20 protein-coding genes are annotated in these 18,935 nt (G+C 65.6%); 12 read left to right on the top strand and 8 right to left on the bottom strand.

Annotation, left to right across the window (positions count from 1 at the left end; all coding sequences use genetic code 11):
• Positions 1-101 precede the first annotated feature (101 nt).
• The 3 genes from ACAM51_RS06815 to ACAM51_RS06805 all read left to right on the top strand — a co-directional run bounded on the left by ACAM51_RS06815 (position 102) and on the right by ACAM51_RS06805 (position 2,258).
• Complete coding sequence (locus tag ACAM51_RS06815; protein ID WP_218295720.1) at positions 102-464, top strand: DMT family protein; 363 nt, start codon at positions 102-104, stop codon at positions 462-464.
• 116 nt (positions 465-580) lie between these two features.
• Positions 581-1,228 (top strand): DUF47 domain-containing protein, encoded by a 648-nt coding sequence (locus ACAM51_RS06810; RefSeq protein ID WP_010463500.1) that lies wholly within the window; start codon positions 581-583, stop codon positions 1,226-1,228.
• 19 nt (positions 1,229-1,247) lie between these two features.
• Positions 1,248-2,258: an inorganic phosphate transporter gene (locus tag ACAM51_RS06805; protein WP_218295719.1), complete on the top strand. Its 1,011-nt coding sequence runs from the start codon at positions 1,248-1,250 to the stop codon at positions 2,256-2,258.
• 114 nt (positions 2,259-2,372) lie between these two features.
• Here ACAM51_RS06805 and ACAM51_RS06800 read toward each other — a convergent pair whose 3' ends face one another.
• Both ACAM51_RS06800 and ACAM51_RS06795 read right to left on the bottom strand, forming a co-directional pair.
• Positions 2,373-2,819 (bottom strand): hypothetical protein, encoded by a 447-nt coding sequence (locus tag ACAM51_RS06800; RefSeq protein WP_218295718.1) that lies wholly within the window; start codon positions 2,817-2,819, stop codon positions 2,373-2,375.
• Positions 2,820-2,909: 90 nt separating this feature from the next.
• The gene (locus tag ACAM51_RS06795; RefSeq protein ID WP_369643082.1) at positions 2,910-3,431 is read right to left on the bottom strand and encodes an N-acetyltransferase family protein; all 522 of its coding nucleotides are present in this window, start codon (positions 3,429-3,431) and stop codon (positions 2,910-2,912) included.
• A gap of 146 nt (positions 3,432-3,577) precedes the next feature.
• Between ACAM51_RS06795 and rpsP the strand changes: the two genes are divergently transcribed.
• The 6 genes from rpsP (at position 3,578) to ACAM51_RS06765 (ending at position 7,744) form a co-directional block, all read left to right on the top strand.
• The gene (gene rpsP / locus ACAM51_RS06790; protein WP_008904984.1) at positions 3,578-3,829 is read left to right on the top strand and encodes a 30S ribosomal protein S16; all 252 of its coding nucleotides are present in this window, start codon (positions 3,578-3,580) and stop codon (positions 3,827-3,829) included.
• A gap of 74 nt (positions 3,830-3,903) precedes the next feature.
• On the top strand, positions 3,904-4,473 hold the full coding sequence (gene rimM / locus ACAM51_RS06785; RefSeq protein WP_218295716.1) for a ribosome maturation factor RimM: 570 nt from the start codon (positions 3,904-3,906) through the stop codon (positions 4,471-4,473).
• A 28-nt stretch (positions 4,474-4,501) separates the two neighbouring features.
• Positions 4,502-5,260, top strand: a complete 759-nt coding sequence (trmD, locus tag ACAM51_RS06780; RefSeq protein ID WP_218340024.1) for a tRNA (guanosine(37)-N1)-methyltransferase TrmD — start codon at positions 4,502-4,504, stop codon at positions 5,258-5,260.
• A gap of 128 nt (positions 5,261-5,388) precedes the next feature.
• On the top strand, positions 5,389-5,772 hold the full coding sequence (rplS, locus tag ACAM51_RS06775) for a 50S ribosomal protein L19 (RefSeq protein WP_218295714.1): 384 nt from the start codon (positions 5,389-5,391) through the stop codon (positions 5,770-5,772).
• Positions 5,773-5,853: 81 nt separating this feature from the next.
• Entirely contained in the window at positions 5,854-6,576 is a 723-nt protein-coding gene (locus ACAM51_RS06770) for a CoA pyrophosphatase (RefSeq protein ID WP_218295713.1), read from the top strand.
• Positions 6,577-6,757: 181 nt separating this feature from the next.
• Positions 6,758-7,744: a CobD/CbiB family protein gene (locus ACAM51_RS06765; protein WP_218295712.1), complete on the top strand. Its 987-nt coding sequence runs from the start codon at positions 6,758-6,760 to the stop codon at positions 7,742-7,744.
• A gap of 242 nt (positions 7,745-7,986) precedes the next feature.
• Here the strand turns inward: ACAM51_RS06765 and rsgA are convergent, their stop codons facing one another.
• Genes rsgA through ACAM51_RS06750 form a run of 3 tightly spaced genes read right to left on the bottom strand, consistent with a single transcriptional unit; the run spans position 7,987 to position 10,612 of the window.
• On the bottom strand, positions 7,987-8,931 hold the full coding sequence (gene rsgA, locus ACAM51_RS06760; RefSeq protein WP_369643081.1) for a ribosome small subunit-dependent GTPase A: 945 nt from the start codon (positions 8,929-8,931) through the stop codon (positions 7,987-7,989).
• A gap of 38 nt (positions 8,932-8,969) precedes the next feature.
• Positions 8,970-9,305 carry a 4a-hydroxytetrahydrobiopterin dehydratase gene (locus ACAM51_RS06755; protein WP_369643080.1) on the bottom strand — a complete coding sequence of 112 codons (336 nt, stop codon included), beginning with the start codon at positions 9,303-9,305 and terminating at the stop codon, positions 8,970-8,972.
• On the bottom strand, positions 9,302-10,612 hold the full coding sequence (locus tag ACAM51_RS06750) for a M48 family metallopeptidase (protein ID WP_369643079.1): 1,311 nt from the start codon (positions 10,610-10,612) through the stop codon (positions 9,302-9,304). Before ACAM51_RS06750 ends, ACAM51_RS06755 begins: the two co-directional genes overlap by 4 nt.
• A 77-nt stretch (positions 10,613-10,689) precedes the next feature.
• Here ACAM51_RS06750 and orn point away from each other — a divergent pair, with 77 nt between their 5' ends.
• From orn to ACAM51_RS06735, 3 genes are all read left to right on the top strand, one after another.
• Complete coding sequence (gene orn / locus ACAM51_RS06745) at positions 10,690-11,268, top strand: oligoribonuclease (RefSeq protein ID WP_369643078.1); 579 nt, start codon at positions 10,690-10,692, stop codon at positions 11,266-11,268.
• 354 nt (positions 11,269-11,622) lie between these two features.
• Entirely contained in the window at positions 11,623-13,488 is a 1,866-nt protein-coding gene (locus ACAM51_RS06740) for a DEAD/DEAH box helicase (protein ID WP_369643077.1), read from the top strand.
• 138 nt (positions 13,489-13,626) lie between these two features.
• Positions 13,627-15,093: a diguanylate cyclase gene (locus tag ACAM51_RS06735; RefSeq protein WP_369643076.1), complete on the top strand. Its 1,467-nt coding sequence runs from the start codon at positions 13,627-13,629 to the stop codon at positions 15,091-15,093.
• Between the two features lie 33 nt (positions 15,094-15,126).
• Here the strand turns inward: ACAM51_RS06735 and ACAM51_RS06730 are convergent, their stop codons facing one another.
• The 3 genes from ACAM51_RS06730 to bcsZ form a co-directional block, all read right to left on the bottom strand.
• Complete coding sequence (locus ACAM51_RS06730) at positions 15,127-16,257, bottom strand: HD-GYP domain-containing protein (RefSeq protein WP_369643075.1); 1,131 nt, start codon at positions 16,255-16,257, stop codon at positions 15,127-15,129.
• A 114-nt stretch (positions 16,258-16,371) separates the two neighbouring features.
• Complete coding sequence (locus ACAM51_RS06725) at positions 16,372-17,604, bottom strand: multidrug effflux MFS transporter (RefSeq protein WP_369643074.1); 1,233 nt, start codon at positions 17,602-17,604, stop codon at positions 16,372-16,374.
• A gap of 68 nt (positions 17,605-17,672) precedes the next feature.
• On the bottom strand, positions 17,673-18,842 hold the full coding sequence (bcsZ, locus tag ACAM51_RS06720; RefSeq protein ID WP_369643073.1) for a cellulose synthase complex periplasmic endoglucanase BcsZ: 1,170 nt from the start codon (positions 18,840-18,842) through the stop codon (positions 17,673-17,675).
• Positions 18,843-18,935 lie beyond the last annotated feature (93 nt).

Below are 18,935 nucleotides of genomic sequence, written 5' to 3'. Positions count from 1 at the left end.
TCTATTTCGTAGCAAAAAAGGATGGTGCGTCAGGCGCCATGGGCTTGTTTTGTCCATAATCTGGCCCCTTGCCGTCTTTCTGCCGTCCACGCTGCACCGCCATGAACGCCCTGCAATCCCTGCCGATCTCGCTCCAGACCGTCCTGCTCCTGGTCGCCAGCAATGTCTTTATGACCTTTGCCTGGTACGGGCACCTCAAGAACCTGGCCACGTCGCCCTGGTACACCGCCGCGCTGGTGAGCTGGGGCATCGCCCTGTTCGAGTACCTGCTGCAGGTGCCGGCCAACCGCATCGGCTTCACGCAGTTCAACGTGGGCCAGCTCAAGATCATGCAGGAGGTGATCACGCTGGCCGTGTTCGTGCCGTTCGCGGTGTTCTACATGGGCCAGCCGCTGAAGTGGGACTACCTGTGGGCGGGCCTGTGCCTGGTGGGTGCGGTGTACTTCATCTTCCGAAGCGCCTGAGCCCGCCCGCGCCCCGGCGGGGCGGACGGTTAAACTCCCCGGGTCACGGAACAGTCATGTTTCTGTCATGACGCCGTCCCTCTTTTCAGAAATCCGATCCCCCTCCAGGAGCCCCCATGCTGTTTGCCAAGCTGTTGCCACGCGAAGGCAATTTTTTTGAAATGTTCAACCAGCATGCGGACCGCATCGTGGAAGCGGCCCGCGCTTTTTCGCAACTGGTGGCCAATTACAACGACCCGCACCTGCGCGACAAGTACAACCAGGACGTGGACAACGCCGAGCGTGCCGCCGACCGCGTGACGCACGAGGTGAACAAGGCCATCCACAAGACCTTCATCACCCCCATCGACCGTGAGCAGATCCACACGCTCATCAACACCATGGACGATGTGGCCGACCTGATCCAGGATTCCGCCGAAACGATGGCGCTCTACGACGTGCGCCACATGACCGAGGAGATCACGCGCCTCACGGACCTGAGCCTCAAGTGCTGCGAACGCCTGCGCGACGCCGTCAAGCTGCTCGACAAGATCGCCGACCCGGCCGTGGCCGAGGCCGCGCTCAAGACCTGCGAGGAGATCGACAAGCTCGAGTCCGACGCCGACCGCGTGATGCGCAGCGCCATGAGCAAGCTCTTTCGCGAGGAGCCCGATGTGCGCGAGGTGATCAAGCTCAAGGCGATCTACGAGCTGCTCGAGACGATCACCGACAAGTGCGAGGACGTGGCCAACTGCATCGAGGGCATCGTCCTCGAGAACTCCTGATCCCCGCGGGCTGACCAGCATGGAAACCGTACAAACGGCCCTCTGGGTTGTGGTCCTGCTCGTGGCGCTGGCGATCCTGTTCGACTTCATGAACGGGTTCCACGACGCCGCCAACTCCATTGCCACGGTGGTCTCCACCGGCGTGCTCAAGCCCGCGCAGGCGGTGCTGTTCGCGGCATTCTTCAATTTCGTGGCGATCTTCGTCTTTCACCTGAGCGTGGCCGCCACGGTGGGCAAGGGCATCGTGCAGCCCGGCGTGGTGGATACGCACGTGGTGTTTGGCGCCCTGGTGGGCGCCATCACCTGGAACGTGATCACCTGGTACTACGGTATTCCCAGCAGTTCCTCGCATGCGCTCATCGGCGGCATCGTGGGCGCGGTGATCGCCAAGGCGGGCGCCAGTGCGCTGATCTCCGCCGGCATCCTCAAGACCGTGGCGTTCATCTTCGTCTCGCCGCTGCTGGGCTTCACCCTGGGCTCGATCATGATGGTGGCGGTGGCCTGGATCTTCCGGCGAACGCGGCCGAGCAAGGTGGACAAATGGTTCCGCCGGCTGCAGCTGGTGTCTGCGGGCGCTTACAGCCTGGGCCATGGCGGCAACGATGCGCAAAAGACCATCGGCATCATCTGGCTGCTGCTGATTGCGACGGGGTATTCTTCGGCGTCCGACGCATCACCACCGACCTGGGCCATCGTGAGCTGCTATGTGGCCATTGGCCTGGGCACCATGTTCGGCGGCTGGCGCATCGTCAAGACCATGGGCCAGAAGATCACCAAGCTCAAGCCCGTGGGCGGCTTCTGCGCGGAGACGGGTGGGGCGATGACGCTGTTTCTTGCGACCACACTGGGCATCCCGGTCTCGACCACGCACACCATCACGGGTGCGATTGTCGGCGTGGGCTCCACCCAGCGCGCCAGCGCTGTGCGCTGGGGTGTGGCGGGCAACATCGTCTGGGCCTGGATACTGACCATCCCGGCCAGCGCGTTCGTCGCGGCCGTGGCGTACTGGATCAGCCTGCAGATGTTCTGAGCCTGGAATCCTTGATTTGCTATTAGATATGTAGTTAACAAGGCAATTCAGATAAGCGCTAACGCCCCAATTGAATGTAAATTCAATGGGGCGTTTGTCCTGGTGCCAGCGGGGTCACTGCGAGATCTTGCGGGCTTCCTCGATCTGGTACTCGAAATACCGTTGAAAGCTGAACGCGAGGCTGGCCATCAGCACGGCGGTGCCGACCATCAGCGAGACCACGATGGCGCCGATGGTGATCCATTGCGTCCTGCCGGCCGGGGCGTCGGGTGCGGCGGCTGGGTTGTAGCGCGCGTTCCACGCCTCGGGTGTTTTCAGCGCGAACAGGATGGCCTGCAATGCGCAGCCGGCGATCGTGAAGCCCAGCAGGGGAATCAGCATCCAGCTGTAGTGGTCGTCCTGGCCGAGCTGCTGCACGCGCTGGATGCCGTAGATGCCCAGCGCCGTGGGAATCGGCAGCAGCCAGCCGAGCAGGTCGCCCAGGCCGTGAAGATAAAAGCGGTGCAGGCCCAGAGGGCCGCCGAGGAAGGCCAGCCAGGCGGCCAGGGTCTTGTTCTTCATCGCCGGGCCGTCCCGGGAAAAAATGCGGCTGCCTCGGGGGCCGTGGTCACACGAAGCGGGAGAGCGTGGGGGGTATGTTCCATGCCCCGATTATTCAGGCGAACTGGTATCGCCCGCGCCCAGGGTCTTTTCCATGAGCACGATGTCGCGCCAGGCGCCGAATTTCCAGCCCACCGAGCGCATGACGCCCACGTCGGTGAACCCCAGCGACCGGTGCACGCCGATCGAGCCCAGGTTGGCCGAATCGCCAATCACCGCCAGCAACTTGCGCACCCCGGCCGCCTCGGCCTGGACGGCCAGCTCGGCGAGCAGCTTGCGGCCCACGCCCATGCCGCGGGCGTCGTCGGCCACGTAGATTGAGTCCTCGGCCGAAAAGCGGTAGGCCGGGCGTGGCTTGAACCAGTTGGCGTAGGCAAAGCCCGTCACCCGCCCGTCCTTTTCGGCCACGATGTACGGCAGATTGCGCGCCAGCACGTCGGCCCGGCGGCCCGCCATGTCGGTTTCGGTGGGCGGATCGATCTCGAAAGTGCCTGTTCCGGTCAGGACGTGGTGGGCATAAATGGCGGTGATGGCCGCGATATCTTCGTCGCGGCTGGGGCGGATGGTAGGCATTTGCGGGGAAGTGGATATAATCGTGGGCTTTGCAGCGTGTCGCTGGCCGGGTGGCCATGTCGCGTGTCTCAAGCGTTGCGAATATGGTTGCGAACACTGTGGCTCAAGGCAAATGTTGCCGGAGTTCACCACCCGAAGGATAAATCATGGTCGTCATTCGACTCTCCCGCGGCGGCTCCAAGGGCCGTCCTTTCTTCAATATCGTCGTTGCTGACAAGCGCGTGCGCCGTGACGGCCGCTTCATCGAGCGCATCGGCTTCTACAACCCCACCGCCAAGGAATCCGAAGAAGGCCTGCGCATCGTGCAAGACCGTCTGACGTACTGGAAGAGCGTGGGCGCCCAGTCCTCGCCTACCGTGGACCGCCTGATCAAGCAAGCCGCCAAGAAGGCTGCTTAAAGCTCCCTGAAAAGGGCGGGTTCCGTCGGCTTGCCGCGCGGAACCCGCCCTTTTCCTATTCTGGAATCACCACCATGGCCGCCACCCTGACCCTCGAACCCGCCGAGCTGCCCCCCGATGCCATCGAAGTGGGCCGCATCGCCGACGCCTGGGGGGTCAAGGGCTGGTTCAAGGTGCTGCCCCACAGCAGCAGCCCCGAGGCACTGTTTTCCTCCAAGCGCTGGTACCTGCAGCCGTCCGAGCGCGGGGCCAGGACGTTCACCGGGACCGTGCTGCTGCCCATCCGGCAGGCCAAGGACCATTCCGACACCGTGGTGGCCTGGGCGCAGGGCATTGACGACCGCAATGCCGCGGAGGCCTTGCGCGGCGCGCGCATCTTCGTGCCGCGATCGAGCTTTCCGTCCACCACGGACGACGAGTACTACTGGGTCGACCTGATCGGCCTTGCGGTCCTAAACCGCGAAGGCGTGGCGCTCGGCGAGGTGCGGGAGCTCATGTCCACCGGTCCGCAGACGGTGCTGGTGCTGGCCTACGAGCAGGACGGCAAGGCGCTGGAGCGCATGATTCCCTTTGTCTCGGCCTTCGTCGACAAGGTGGACCTGCCGGAAAAGCGCATCACGGTGGACTGGCAGCCTGACTACTGATCGGCATTGACGGACCGCGCCGCGCACCATGCGCTTTGATCTCATCACCCTGTTTCCCGAGCTGTTCGCGCCCTTCCTGGCCAGCGGCGTGACCCGGCGCGCCTACGCCAGCGGCCAGGTCGATGTGCGCCTGTGGAACCCGCGGGACCATGCCGACGGCAACTACCGCCGTGTGGACGACCGCCCCTTTGGCGGCGGCCCGGGCATGGTGATGATGGCGGAGCCCCTCGCGCGGTGCCTCTCGGCCATCCGGGCCGAGCGCGGCGAGCTCCAGGGCAGCCAGGCGCCGCTGGTCCTTTTTTCGCCCATTGGCGAGTCGCTCAACCATGCGGCCGTGGAGCGCTGGTCGGCCAGCGCGGGGGCCATCCTGCTGTGCGGGCGCTATGAGGGCATCGACCAGCGATTCATCGACGCCCATGTCGATGTGCAGATGAGCCTGGGCGACTTCGTGCTGTCAGGAGGCGAAATCGCAGCCATGGCCTTGCTGGACGCCGTGGCGCGCCTGCAGCCCGGCGTGCTCAATGACGAGGGTAGCCACCAGCTCGACAGCTTCAATCCGGCGCTCGATGGCCTGCTGGACTGCCCCCACTACACGCGCCCCGAGGAATGGGCAGGGCAGCAGGTGCCGGCCGCGCTGATGTCCGGCCACCACGCCCACATCGAGCGCTGGCGGCGCGACCAGCGCCTGGCCATCACGGCCCGGCACCGGCCCGACCTCATCGACGCCGCGCGAAAGGCGGGGCGGCTGGCGCCCGCTGACGAGGCGGTATTGGCCAAGCTCGCCTGAATTGCTATAATCAAAGGCTTTTCGATCCTCTGGCCGGCCGTTTTGACAGGGAGTTCTCCCGCGAAACACTGAGACGTCAATCCCGACGCAGCCATTTTTGGCGCGGACAAGATCGCTAGGAAACTCACATGAACCTGATCCAGACCCTGGAAGCGGAAGAAATCGCCCGCTTGAACAAGACCATCCCCGAATTCGCCCCTGGTGACACCGTCATCGTGAGCGTGAACGTGGTGGAAGGTACCCGCAAGCGCGTGCAGGCCTACGAAGGCGTGGTGATCGCCAAGCGCAATCGCGGCCTGAACAGCGGCTTCACAGTGCGCAAGATCTCCAGCGGCGAAGGCGTGGAACGTACGTTCCAGACCTACAGCCCGCTGATCGCCAGCATCGAAGTCAAGCGCCGTGGCGACGTGCGCCGTGCCAAGCTGTACTACCTGCGTGACCGCAGCGGCAAGTCGGCACGTATCAAGGAAAAGCTGCCTTCGCGCGTCAAGGTTGCTGCCACCGCCGCATAAGGCGCGGGCTCGTCCTGACAAGGCCGCTACAGCATCTGCCTGTAGCGGCTTTTTGTTTTCTGGTCCGTTGAACCCCCTTTCGTGAACCCATCTTCCATCCCTGCCGTTTCGTCGGTCATTGCGCCGCTGTCGAGCCTGCCCGACTTCGACCCCCGCCTCGTGCCGGTGGTGGGGGTGGATGCGCACCTGCCCGCGGTGCCGGCGGCCGCGCAGACGCCGCAGGCGCTGCGCGCGCGCTTCGCGCACCCGCCCCGCTGGGAGCCCGAGGTGCTGCTGGAGAAGAAGTTCATGAACCGCGAGCCGGCCCACGCGTCGGTCCTGCTCGCCATCGTGCTGCGCGAAGAGCCCATGGTGCTGCTGACCGAGCGCACGGCCCATCTGTCCACACATTCGGGGCAGGTGGCCTTTCCAGGAGGGCGGGCAGACGCTGGCGATGCTTCCCCCGCCGACACGGCCTTGCGCGAAGCGCAGGAAGAGGTGGGGCTCGGCCGCGAGTTCGTGGAAGTGCTTGGAACCCTGCCGACCTATGTCACGGGGTCGTCCTTCATCATCACCCCCGTGGTGGCGCTGGTGCGGCCCGACTGTGTCCTGCAGCCCAATCCCTACGAGGTGGCGGACCTCTTCGAGGTGCCGCTGGATTTCCTGCTGAACCCCGCCAACCACCGGCGCCATGTGTTCGACCGCGATGGCGTGCACCGCGAGTGGTTCTCGATGCCCTACCAGGATGGTGGCAAGAACCACTACATCTGGGGTGCCACGGCGGGCATGCTGCGCAACTTCTACCGCTTCATGATGGCCGAGTGAGGCCTCCCCGGCCGGGGGGGCTGTCCCCGGCGCGGCGGGGCGGACCTTGCGCGGGAGGGCAGGCCTGGGCCGCGCCAGTTCCGCGGGCTGCGGGTGTGTCGCGCTGTTCATGGTGGATGTATCGCTGAGGTTCGGCGCAAACACGCGCTCCTGCGGCTTGGCGCCAGTATCATTGCCCCCCATGAGTTTCTTCGCCATCCTGTTCGCTCTGCTGATCGAGCAGGCCCGCCCGCTGGCACGCAGCAATCCCATCCATGCAGGTCTGCGTGCGTGGGCCTTGTCCGTCAGCCGCAATTTCGATGCGGGCAAGCCGCACCATGGCTGGGTGGCCTGGGGCCTCGCAGTCGTCGTGCCCGCGCTCCTCACGCTGGCCATCCACTGGCTGTTGCTGTGGGGCCTGGGCTGGCCCTTCGCGGTGCTCTGGAGCGTGGCGGTGCTCTACATCACCCTGGGCTTTCGGCAGTTCAGCCACCATTTCACTGGCATCCGCGATGCGCTGGAAGAGGGCGATGAAGATGGCGCCCGGGAGCGCCTGGCCCACTGGCAGCAGGTGGACGTGGGTGCGCTTCCACGCAGCGAGATCGTGCGCCACGTGATCGAGTACTCGGTGCTGGCGGCCCACCGGCATGTGTTCGGGGTGCTGGCCTGGTTCTCGGTGCTGGCCGCGCTGGGCCTGGGGCCCACGGGTGCCGTGCTGTACCGGCTGGCCGAATTCGTATCGCGCTACTGGCACTACAAGCAGCGCACGGGCGCCCAGCCCGCCAGTGCCTCGCTGCAGCAGGCTTCTGCCCAGGCGTGGACGGCCATCGACTGGCTTCCGGCCCGGCTCACCGCGCTGAGCTTTGCCGTGGTGGGCAGCTTTGAGGAAGCCATCGAGGGCTGGCGATTCCATGCGCAGCGTTTTCCCAATGACAACGACGGCGTGGTGCTGGCGGCGACCGCGGGCGCGATCAATGTGCGCCTGGGGGGCGAGGCGCTGAAGGCGCGCACCGAGCTGCATGCGCCGCAGGGCCTGGAGATCGACGCCGACATGGGCGACAGCGATTCCACGCCGGGCCGGGAGCCCGAGGTGGGCCACCTGCGCAGCGTGGTGGGGCTGGTGTGGCGCTCGGTGGTGGTGTGGATGCTGCTGCTGGCGCTGCTCACGCTGGCGCGTTTGCTGGGGTAGCTGGAAATCCCCCTAGTAGCCTTCGGCGCCTTCCCCCGGAGGGGGCGCACCCGGTGGCCATGCAAAGCCAGTTCCACGGGTGCGCTGGCGTGGTGCATGCCATGCGGAGGGCGGTTCGCGTCGATGCCCTCGTATCTCCGGCTCCGACCCGGCCGTCGGCGCTGCGCATGCATCGATACTGATCAGCACTGATCAGCACTGATCAGCACTGATCAGCACTGATCAGCACTGATCAACACCGGTCAATACCGCGTATGGCTCAGCTCTTCGAATAAGTCGCTATATATTTTGTAGCGTGTAGGGCTGATCCCGCCTGCGGAAGGGCCCAGTTTCACTGCGTCCAGCACGCCGCAGCCCGGCTCATGCAGGTGGGTGCAGTTGTAGAACTTGCAGTGGGTCGCGTGTTGGGCGATGTCGGGCATGCAGGCGGCCAGCTGCATCGGGGCGATGTGGTGCAGCCCGAATTCCTGGAAACCCGGCGAATCGATGAGGGCCGTGGTGCGGGCCTTGTCCATCCAGTACCAGTGGGTGCTGGTGGTGGTGTGCTTGCCTGAGTTGAGGGCCTGCGAAATTTCGCCGGTCAGCACCGAGGCGCCCGGCACCAGCAGGTTGATGAGGGTGCTCTTGCCCGAGCCCGAGGGCCCCAGCACCAGCGTGGTCTTGCCCTGCAGGTGCTCCATCAGCAGCGCGCGGTCCACATCGCTCGATAGCGCCAGGGACAGCGGCAGCACGCCGTAGTGCTTGCCAGAGCCCATGTGGCGGTAGGGGAGCAGGCGCTCCCAGGCCCGGGCGAAGGGTTCCACCAGGTCGCTCTTGTTGAGCGCGATGAGGGGCGTGATGCCTTCGGCCTCGGCGGCGATCAGCGCGCGGGAGAGCTGGCTTTCCGAGAACACGGGTTCCGCCGCGATGACGATCAGCACCTGGTCGAGGTTGGCCGCAAACGATTTGGTGCGGATCTCGTCCTGGCGGTAAAAGAGGTTGCGCCGCTCCTGGACCTTTTCGATGGTGCCCTCTTCGCCCTGGCCAGGCGGGGGTGCCTGCCACAGCACATGGTCACCCACCACGGCCTGGCTCTTCTTGCCGCGTGGATGGCAGATGCGGCGTTCGCCGTCGGGCGTCTCCACCATGCAGTGGCGCCCATGGCTGGCCACCACGGTGCCTTCCATGAGCGCGCTGCGTTCAGCCATGGGATGTTGTGTTGGTGGTGGTGCGCGGCGTCATGGGGTCACGCCACCAGGGCATCGAACTGGGTCGCGCATTCGAAATCGGTGGACGAGATGCCGTGCACGTCGTGCGTGTTCAGCCGCACCACGCAGCGGTTGTAGTGCACCGACAGGTCGGGGTGGTGGTCCTGCGCGTTGGCGATGAAGGCCAGTGCATTCACGAACGAGATGGTTTCGTAGTAGTTCGCGAACCGGTAGGTCTTCTCGATGGCCACGTCGGCGCCATCTCCGGTCAGGCTCCAGCCTTCGAGTTTGGCCAGGTTTGCTACAACTTCAGTAGCTTTCAGCGCACGGCGGGTCTGCGTGGACCAGTCTTTTTTCTTCAGCATAGTCGTCATGGGTGGGCGGGGGTGTGCATGCGCGCCAGCCGCTCGGTGGCGGGTGGGTGCGAGTAGTAGAACTTCACGTACACCGGGTCGGGGGTGAGCGTGGAGGCATTGTCTTCGTAGAGCTTGAGCAGGGCCGAAGAGAGGTCGGCGCCACTGGCCTGGGCAACGGCATAGGCATCGGCCTGGAACTCGTGGCGGCGCGATTGCCGGGAGAACACGGGCGAGATGAAGAACGTGAACACCGGCACCGCCAGCATGAACAGCAGCAACGCCAGCGCGTCGTTCGGCGCGGCGGCCATTGCCGGGTCGAAGGAGATGTTGGGGCGCACTCCCAGGCCTGTGTAGAACCATACCTGGGTGGAGAGCCAGCCGAGCAACGCGAATCCGGCCAGGCTCAGCGCGAACATGGTCACGATGCGCTGGATGATGTGGCGATGCCGGAAGTGCCCGAGCTCATGGGCCAGCACCGCCTCCACCTCGCCCGGCGACAGCTGGCGCAGCAGCGTGTCGTAGAACACCACGCGCTTGGCGGCGCCAAAGCCCGTGAAGTAGGCGTTGGCATGGGCGCTGCGGCGGCTGCCGTCCATCACGAACAGCCCCTTGGCCGAGAAGCCGCAGCGCTGCATGAGGGCCGTCACGCGGGTCTTGAGGGATTCGTCCTCGAGCGGCTGGAATTTGTTGAACAGCGGTGCGATGAAGGTGGGGTAGACCACCATCAGCAGCAGGTTGAACCCCATCCAGAAGCACCAGGCCCACAGCCACCACAGCGGGCCGGCAGCGCCCATGATCCACAGGATCAGCGCGGCGATCGGAAGGCCGATGGCCGCACCGACCAGCAAGCCCTTGGCGGCATCCGCAAGCCACAGGCGCCAGGTCATCTTGTTGAAACCGAAGCGCTCCTCCACCACGAAGGTCTGATACAGCGACAGGGGCAGGTCGATCAGCCCGCTGATCGCCGCAAACGCCGCCAGCAGCGCCAACTGCTGCCACATGCCGCCTCCGAGTGCGTCCAGCAGGAGCTGATTCAGGGCGTCCAGGCCGCCCAGCAGCGTCCATCCCAGCAGCACGGCAGCGCCCAGCGCCATCTCCAGCAGGCCCAGGCGCCCCTTGGCGATGGTGTAGTCTGCGGCCTTCTGGTGGGCTGCCAGCGCAATGCGCTCGGCAAACGGCGCCGGCACCGCGCCACGGTGGCGGGCCACGTGCCGCATCTGGCGCGTGGCCAGCCAGAGCTTGAGGGCCAGGCCCAGCAGGAGTGCCGCCGCGAAGGCGAACGTCAGCACCGAGGAAGGGGAGAGGGCGTCGGAGGAGGTGGGCATGGTGGTGGGGGAGTTTAATGGGGAAGCCCCTGGGACTGTGGTGCAAGGGCTGCGGGCCATCGGCGACAATGCGCGCCATGCCAGAAGCCCACCATCCCACCCCCCAGGCGCTTGCCAAGTCCGACCAGAACCTCGTCTGGCTCGACTGCGAAATGACCGGCCTGGAGCCCGATACCGACCGTCTGCTCGAAATCGCCGTCATCGTGACCGGCCCCAGCCTGGAGCCGCGCATCGAAGGCCCGGTGTTTGCGATCCACCAGCCTGACGAACTCCTCAACAAGATGGATGCCTGGAACAAGGGCACCCATGGCCGCAGCGGCCTGATCGACAAGGTCAAGGCCTCCACCGTGACCGAAGCGCAGGCCGAGCAGCAGATCATTGCCTTTCTGAGCCAGTATGTTCCCAAGGGCACGGCACCCATGTGCGGCAACAGCATCGGGCAGGACCGGCGCTTTCTGGTGCGCTACATGCCCAAGCTGGAGCGGTTCTTTCACTACCGCAATGTGGACGTGAGCACCCTCAAGGAGCTGGCCAAGCGCTGGAAACCCGAGGCCTACACGAGCTTCAAGAAGGCCCAGAAGCACACGGCCCTGGCCGACGTGCATGAGTCCATCGACGAGTTGGCGCACTACCGCAGGCATCTGCTGTCGGTGTGATCCGTTGCGCGCGGCCGGGCCGGGCTGCACCTGTGCGAGACCGGCTTGCGATCCCTTCGAGACCGTGGGCGCGCTGAGGCATGAAACGTGCTGCAAGGTGAAGGGGCTTGCGGGGAAACCCCTATTCATGCCATAATCAGCGGCTGCGCAGGAAACGGTTCCTCGCAGATTGTGCATCTCCCCTCACACACCGGGCTTGCCAGCCGACTGCTTCGTGCAGTGCAGGACTAGCGAACAACGCCCACCAGCATCCGCCCAGAGCAATGCAGGTTTCGTTTGATGGTTGATGTTTTTTAACCATTGACGAAGCCACTCGCAGGCTGCGCCTGCGATCGTCTTCGTGAGAGAAAAATCATGACCGACACCTCTTTGGTGCAGGGCGAATTCGCGCCTGCAGAAACTTCCTTTGCTGCCGACCTTTCCGTGCAGTCTTCCCCCCTGGAAGCCGTGGTGGCCGCCGCTGAAGGCGATGCCGCCGTCACCGCCGAACCCAATGGCTTCGTCGAACTGGGCCTGGCGCCCGAACTGGTGCAAGCCGTGGCTGACCTGGGCTACACCCAGCCCACCAGCGTGCAGCTCAAGGCCATTCCCCTGGCCATGGGCGGTGGCAACGACTCCACCAAGTTCATCGACCTGATGGTCTCGAGCCAGACCGGCTCCGGCAAGACCGCCGCCTTCCTGTTGCCCGTGCTGCACACGCTGATCAACCAGCAAGCCGCCGCCGAAGCCGAGGAACGCGCCGCTTTCGAGCGCGCCGTGGCCGAAGCCGCTGCGCGTGGCGAACCCGCTCCCAAGCGTGCCAAGCGCAAGGACCCCACCAGCTCGCGCAACTTCAAGGCCGCCACCCCGGGCGCCCTGATCCTGTGCCCCACGCGTGAACTGGCCCAGCAGGTGGCGCACGACGCCATCGACCTGGTCAAGCACTGCCGTGGCCTGCGCGTGGCCAACGTGGTGGGCGGCATGCCCTACCAGTTGCAGATCGCCAAGCTGCAGAACGCCGACCTCGTGGTCGCCACCCCCGGCCGCCTGCTGGACCTGCAGCGCTCGATGCAGATCAAGCTCGACAAGGTGCAGTTCCTGGTCGTCGACGAAGCCGACCGCATGCTGGACCTGGGCTTCTCGGACGACCTGGCCGAACTGAATCAGCTGACCGCCCAGCGCAAGCAGACCATGATGTTCAGCGCCACGTTCGCGCCGCGCATCCAGCAACTGGCGATGCGCGTGATGCACGACGGCGGTTCGTCGGTGCAGAAGGTGACCATCGATTCTCCGCAAGAGAAGCACGCCAACATCAAGCAGATGCTGTACTGGGCCGACAACGCCCAGCACAAGCGCAAGCTGCTGGACCACTGGCTGCGCGACACCACGATCAACCAGGCCATCGTTTTCGCCAGCACCCAGGTGGAGTGCGATGGTTTGGCCAACGACCTGCAGCAGGAAGGCTTCTCGGCCGTGGCGCTGCACGGCGCGCTGAGCCAGGGCCTGCGCAACCGCCGCTTGATGGCGTTGCGTGCCGGCCAGGTGCAGATCCTGGTGGCCACCGATGTGGCTGCGCGCGGCATCGACGTGCCCACCATCACCCACGTGTTCAACTTTGGCCTGCCCATGAAGGCCGAGGACTACACCCACCGTATCGGCCGCACCGGCCGTGCGGGCCGCGATGGCCTGGCCATCACGTTTGCCGAGTTCCGCGACCGCCGCAAGATCTACGACATTGAGTCGTACAGCCGCCAGCAGTTCAAGGCCGATGTGATTCCCGGCATGGAGCCTTCGCAACGTGCTCCCCAGGCACCGCGCGGTGGTGACTTTGGTGGCCGTGGCCGCCCCGGTGGCGGTTACGATCGCGACAGCCGTGACCGCAAGTTCGGCGGCCCCGCACGCGGCAACAACGACCGCGGCGGATTTGGTGGTGGCTTTGGCGGCGGATTCGCCGGCCGCGACAGCCAGCGTGCAGCCCCTGCCCGTGGCGGCGAGGGTGGTGGTTTTGGTGCCCGTGATGACCGGGGCTTCGCTCCCCGCCGCGACGGTGACGGCTATGGCCGCAAGCCCGGTTTCGGTGATGCAGGCCGGGGTGGTTTTGCCCCCCGAGGCGACGCTGGCGCGCCCCGTGGCGACTTCGCACCCCGCAAGCCCGGCTTCGCCAAGCCCGCAGGCGGTGGCGGCGGCAAGCCCTTCGTGGCCCATGATGCGCGCAAGCGCCCTGCGCGCCCCGCGCGCTGATTCGGCCGCCCCGTCGTTTCGACGCGAGCCGTGAAAGGCTGGCACCGCAAGGTGCCAGCCTTTTTTTGTTGCCGCCACCTGCCGGGCGCGAGAATATCGAGAGCGGCTCGACAATAATCCTTCCGGGAGGAATCTGCAGTGTCGTCTTCGTTATCGTCGGGTGCGGACTTTGAGCACATGTTCGAGCTGGCCCCTGTGTCCCTCTGGCTGGAGGACTACAGCGCACTCAAGCAGATTCTGGACGGCTGGCGCGCCACCGGAGTCACGGATATCCGTGCCCACCTCGCGCAAGACCCGGCACGGGTGCGGCAATGCAGTGCCGCGCTCCAGGTTCTGAAGGTGAACCGCCGCACGCTGGAGCTGTTCGCTGCCCCGAGCCAGCAGGTGCTCGAGGCGAATCTGGACAAGGTCTTCAGGGATGACATGCACGATGCGGTCTCCCATGAGCTGGCGGCGCTTTGGTCGGGGCAGCTGGAGTTTTCGAACCAGACCGTGAACTACGCGCTCGACGGCCGGCGGCTCGATGTGCAGATCCGCGCGCGCATCCTGCCAGGGTATGAGGACGACTGGAGCCGCGTCCTGCTCTCGCTGGAAGACATCACGGCCCAGATGCGGGGCGCGCGCCAGCTGCGGCGCAGCGAACAATATGCCCGGGATCTGTTCGAGCATTCGCCCGTCTCCCTGTGGGTGGAGGATTTCAGCGCCGTGAAGAACCTGCTCGATGGCGTGCGCGCGCAAGGCATCGACGACTTCAAGACCTTCATCACGGTGCATCCCGAGTTCGTCACGCGCTGCATGCAGGAGATCCGGGTGGTGGATGTCAACCAGCAGACCTTGCGCATGTTCGGAGCATCCAGCAAGGAGATGCTGCTCAACAACATCGGCCGGGTGTTCCGGGGGGAAATGCACGAGTCTTTCGCCGACCAGTTGCTGGATCTGTGGGAGGGCAAGACCTTTCAGCAGCGCGAAGTCGTCAACTACGCCCTGTCGGGCGACGCGGTGCACATCCACATGCAGTTCTCGGTGCTGGCGGACCATTTGGCGGACTGGGGGCTGGTGCTGCTCTCGCTCGTGGACATCACCGCGCGCAAGAAGGCCGAGGCCTACCTGGAGTACCTGGGCAAACATGACGTGCTGACCCAGCTTCGCAACCGGGCCTTCTATGCCGAGGAGCTCAACCGGGTCACGCGCAAGGGGCCCTGGCCCTTGTCCATCATTGCGATCGATCTGAACGGGCTCAAGGCCGTGAACGATGAGCAAGGCCATGCCGCGGGCGATTCGATGCTGCGAAGGGTGGGTGAAGTGCTGGCCAAGGCGGTGGATCCGCCGGCATGCGCCGCGCGCATTGGCGGCGACGAGTTCACCGTGTTGCTGCCGGGCATGGATGAGCGCAGTGCCTTTGCGTTGCAGGACCGCATCCTCTCGATGCTGGACCTTAACAACCAGTTCTATCCGGGGCAGCCGATCAGCCTGGCCATGGGGGTCGCGTCGTGTCGATCCGGCGATCAGGTGGAGGCGACGATCAACCGCGCCGACCAGGCCATGTATGCCGAAAAGAACCGCTACTACCAGGACAATGGCCTGGACAGGCGGCACGCCAGCTAGCCGCACCGCGCAAACGCCCGCCCCTGGCTGGATTCAGCCCGTGTGCACCGCGTAGCCGTACAGCCGCTCGGGAGGCACTCTGGTCAGCAGGCTGCGATCCGTGGCCGGGCCCGTGATGGCGTAGGCGGCCTGTGACGTGTCGCGCTGCAGGGTGCTGGTCACGCTCTTGCCTTGGGAGTCCGTCACGGCGGCCACAAGCGGGGTGCGTGCTTCGGCCCCCCGCCGCATCACGACCCCCATTTCTCCGGACGCGAGTTTCACGAAGTCGCCAGGTGGATAGATGCCCAGCACCTTGATGGTCGCCGTGGAGAAGGGGCCCCCCTTGTCATCCCTGAACATCAGCCGGGCGGCATCCTGGATGGAGAGCGGCTGGCGCAGCTGCCGGGGGCTGATGCGTGCCATGAACAGGTCCGCCATGCGCAATACCTGCGCAGCGTCGCTCACCGATGAGATGCCGTGTGGATAGCCGCTGCCATCCGGCTGCTCGTGGTGTTGCATCACCGCGGCGATCCATTCGGCGTCGGTAACGCCGGCTTTCTCCAGCAGCGCGGCACTCAGGGCAGGGTGTGCGCGGATCTGGGTGCGTTGCCGGTCCAGGGCCGGATAGTCCTGCGCGGCCATCTGGCCCTGCAGCTCGGCGATGCTGGCGTTCATCGTCAGCGCCGCCAGTGCGATCTGCCGGATGCGCACGGCGGCCCAGCCGAGCTGCCGCGCCATCAATATGCCCAGCAGCGCTGTGTAGACCGCATGGCTGTATCCGTAGCGCAGATGCTTTGCATGGTCCTGCCGCACGGCCATGAACAGGCCGATGTCGGGGTCCGCGTCGGCAAGCTCCAGTATCTCGTCCGCCAGCGCTTGGATCGCATCCAGGCTGTCGGAGGTTTCACCCAGGTGCGGCAGCGCGGATTCCAGTGCGTCAATGGCCAGCGCCCAGCGGGTATAGATGCTTTCCGGTGGTTTTGCCGCAGGGGCCGTCAGCGCCTGCACCGCCTTGAATTCTTCGATATCGACAAACATGCCGCGCTCGAGCAGTGCTTCCAGCTGGCTGTCGTTGCGGATCACGTGCCCACGGGCGAGCAGCAGGGTGCAGTCCTGGTTGCGCACATTCCAAGGCAGCGGCACGCCCACCCGTACCTTGGATTCAACCAGTTTCAGCAGCTGCATGGTCGTCCTCCAGTGCCTGAGCCTCCTCGTCCGCTGCGCGAGCACACGGGTTCTGTCGAGAATGAAATTTCGCCCCATTGTTGCAGCATGCGTGGGGTTCCACAAACAGGCGGGTCAGCCTGGCGTGGCGGTCCGTCCAATATCGGGCCAGCGATGGTGCAGGTAGATCCATGCGGCCATGCCCACGCACATCATCAACAGCGAGGCCAGTGCCAGCAAGACGGTGGAATGCATCACCAGCGGCACCACGACCCCTGCCACCAGGCCATTGGCGGTGGAGCCTACAAACGCCTGCATGGACGAGGCCATGCCGCGGCGCTCGGGGTGAAGGTCCAGCACCAGCAAGGTGACCACGGGCACCATCAGGGCCCAGCCAAACGCGAAGACCGCGATCGGCGCGAGTGCCCACGCCGCATGCACCGGGAACAGCAGATTGGCCCCCAGGTTGAGGATGGCCACGGTGAACATGATCACGAAGCCATGGCGTATCTGCCGCTTCGGCGCGATCTTGCCGGCCAGACGGCCGCTGAGCCAGGCGCCGCCCATGATGCCGGAGATGGTGAGGACGAAGAACCAGAAGAACTGCGTGGGCGCCAGCGCCAGGTGCTCGCCCAGGAAGGCCGGCGCCGCCAGCACATACAGGAACATGCCGTTGAAGGGCACGCCGCTGGCCAGCGCCAGCAGCACGAAGCGTGGGCTGGACCCCAGCTGCCAGTAGCCGCGCATCAGGTGGGGCACGTTGAAGGGCTGGCGCAGCTCGGGCTGCAGGGTTTCGGGCAGCAGGCGGAAGTTGGCGATCCACAGGACCACGCCGACCAGCGTCAGGAACCAGAAGATGCTGTGCCAGCCCGTGTGCACGAACAGCCAGCCGCCCACGATGGGGGCGATGGCCGGGGCCACGCCAAAGTAGATCGTCACCTGGCTCATCACCTGCTGCGCGCGTGCCGGGGGGAACATGTCGCGGATGACCGCGCGCGACACCACGATGCCGGCGCCCGTCGATAGCCCTTGCAGCGCCCTGAATGCAATGAGCTGGCCGATGCTTTGCGACAGCGCGCAGCCCGCGGAGGCCAGCGTGAACATCGCGATGCCGCACAGCACCACGGGGCGCCGGCCAAAGCTGTCCGCCAGTGCGCCATGGAAGAGGTTCATGAACGCAAAACCGAAGAGATAGGCCGACAGGGTCTGCTGCATCTCCACGGGGGTGGCGCCCAGCGCCCGCGCAATGCCGGTGAACGCGGGGATGTAGGTGTCGATGGAGAAAGGCCCCAGCATGCCCAGCACGGCGAGGAGGACGGCCAGGGCCCATTGGGGAGCGCGCCAGAGCGTGTGGGCGTTAGGGTTCATGGATGAATTTCGAAGGGCGGTGGAAGGGGCGTCGTGGGATGGCGGGCGGTGGGGCTGCCGCGGGATCGTCAGGGCCTGGGCCGCCTGGGCAGGAGCTGGCCCCCGGGCGAAAACCGGTACCAGCCCTCTATCCACCCCAGCCCGAAGAGTGAGAGGGTCTGCTCATAGTAGGCCGTGGTGCGCACGGGGCTTGCTGCCAGGCGGTTGCGTTGCGCTTGCAGCGCGGCGCTGTCTCCTTGCGCCTGCAGGAAGGGCAGCATCGCGGCAGAGAAGCCCGACGGGCCTGCCCCGGAGGCTTGTCCACTCCGTACATCGATGGATTCGGGGGGGTGCCCCTGTTCCCGCACGTAGCGGGCCATGGGGGCCAGTGCCGACAGCAGCGCCTTGCGGCCGCTGGCGGCCGGGTGCAGCATGCCGGCCCACAGGTAGACGCGGATCGCGTTGTAGGTGCCCTGGCCTTTTTCCTTGCCCTTTTCGTCGATGAGAAAGCCCTGCCGCGCGTCGTAAATGGCCCAGTCCGGGGCATAGCCTTGGGGGGATGCGCCCACGATGACCTTCTCGGAGCTTCGTACCAACTGCTTCCAGGCGGTCTGCGGGTACAGCGCGCCGAGCCGTTGCATTGCCTGCAAAGGCAGGTAGCTGGGGTTGAGCTTCCATCGGTCGCCGGCTTCCACAAAGCCGCGTGGCGCGGGCAGCAGGCACAGGCCCAGGCCTGGCAGGTCGGCGGTTTCTTCGGCAATGATGCGTGCGGCCAGCCGGGCTCCCAGTGCGTGGTAGCGCGGCACTTGCCACAAGCGGGCCGCCTCACCCAAGGCATAGGCAATCCAGAGGTCCGCGTCCGATGCGGCGTTGCTGTCGAGGATGCCCCAGGTACCGTCAGGCCGGCGGCCCCATAGCCACGCGGGCAAGCGGGCGCCGAGGTCGCCGCCGCTCAGGTTGTTTTCAGTCCAGCGCAGGAGGACATCGAACCCCTTGCGGTCATTGGCCACCAGGGCAAAGAAAAGCCCGTATGCCTGGCCTTCGGAGTAGGTACGCCCGCCTTCGCCATCGTCGGAGATCACACGGCCTTCGTCGCTGACGAATTGCGCCTTGAAGCGGTCCCATGCGGGCCACTGGCCGCCGCTGGCCAGGCCCGCGGAGGGACGTGCCTGTCCGTTGGCGCCCAGGAACGCCGTGGGTGCGAGGAAACCCAGCCCCGTGAGCAGGGCCGTCCGCCGTAAGAGCAATGCAGCAGTCATGTCGGGAGAGTTTTCGTTTCGCATACTGTGGTGGAGCGCCTTCTTCTTTCCGCCGTTCTGTCAATGCAGCGCATTGGAGGCACCCGGGGAAAG

The organism is Acidovorax sp. A79 (genome assembly GCF_041154505.1).
Taxonomy (GTDB): Bacteria; Pseudomonadota; Gammaproteobacteria; order Burkholderiales; family Burkholderiaceae_C; genus Acidovorax.
The sequence above is the reverse complement of the archived record's forward strand: the minus strand, read 5'-3'. Positions and strand labels throughout refer to the sequence as shown.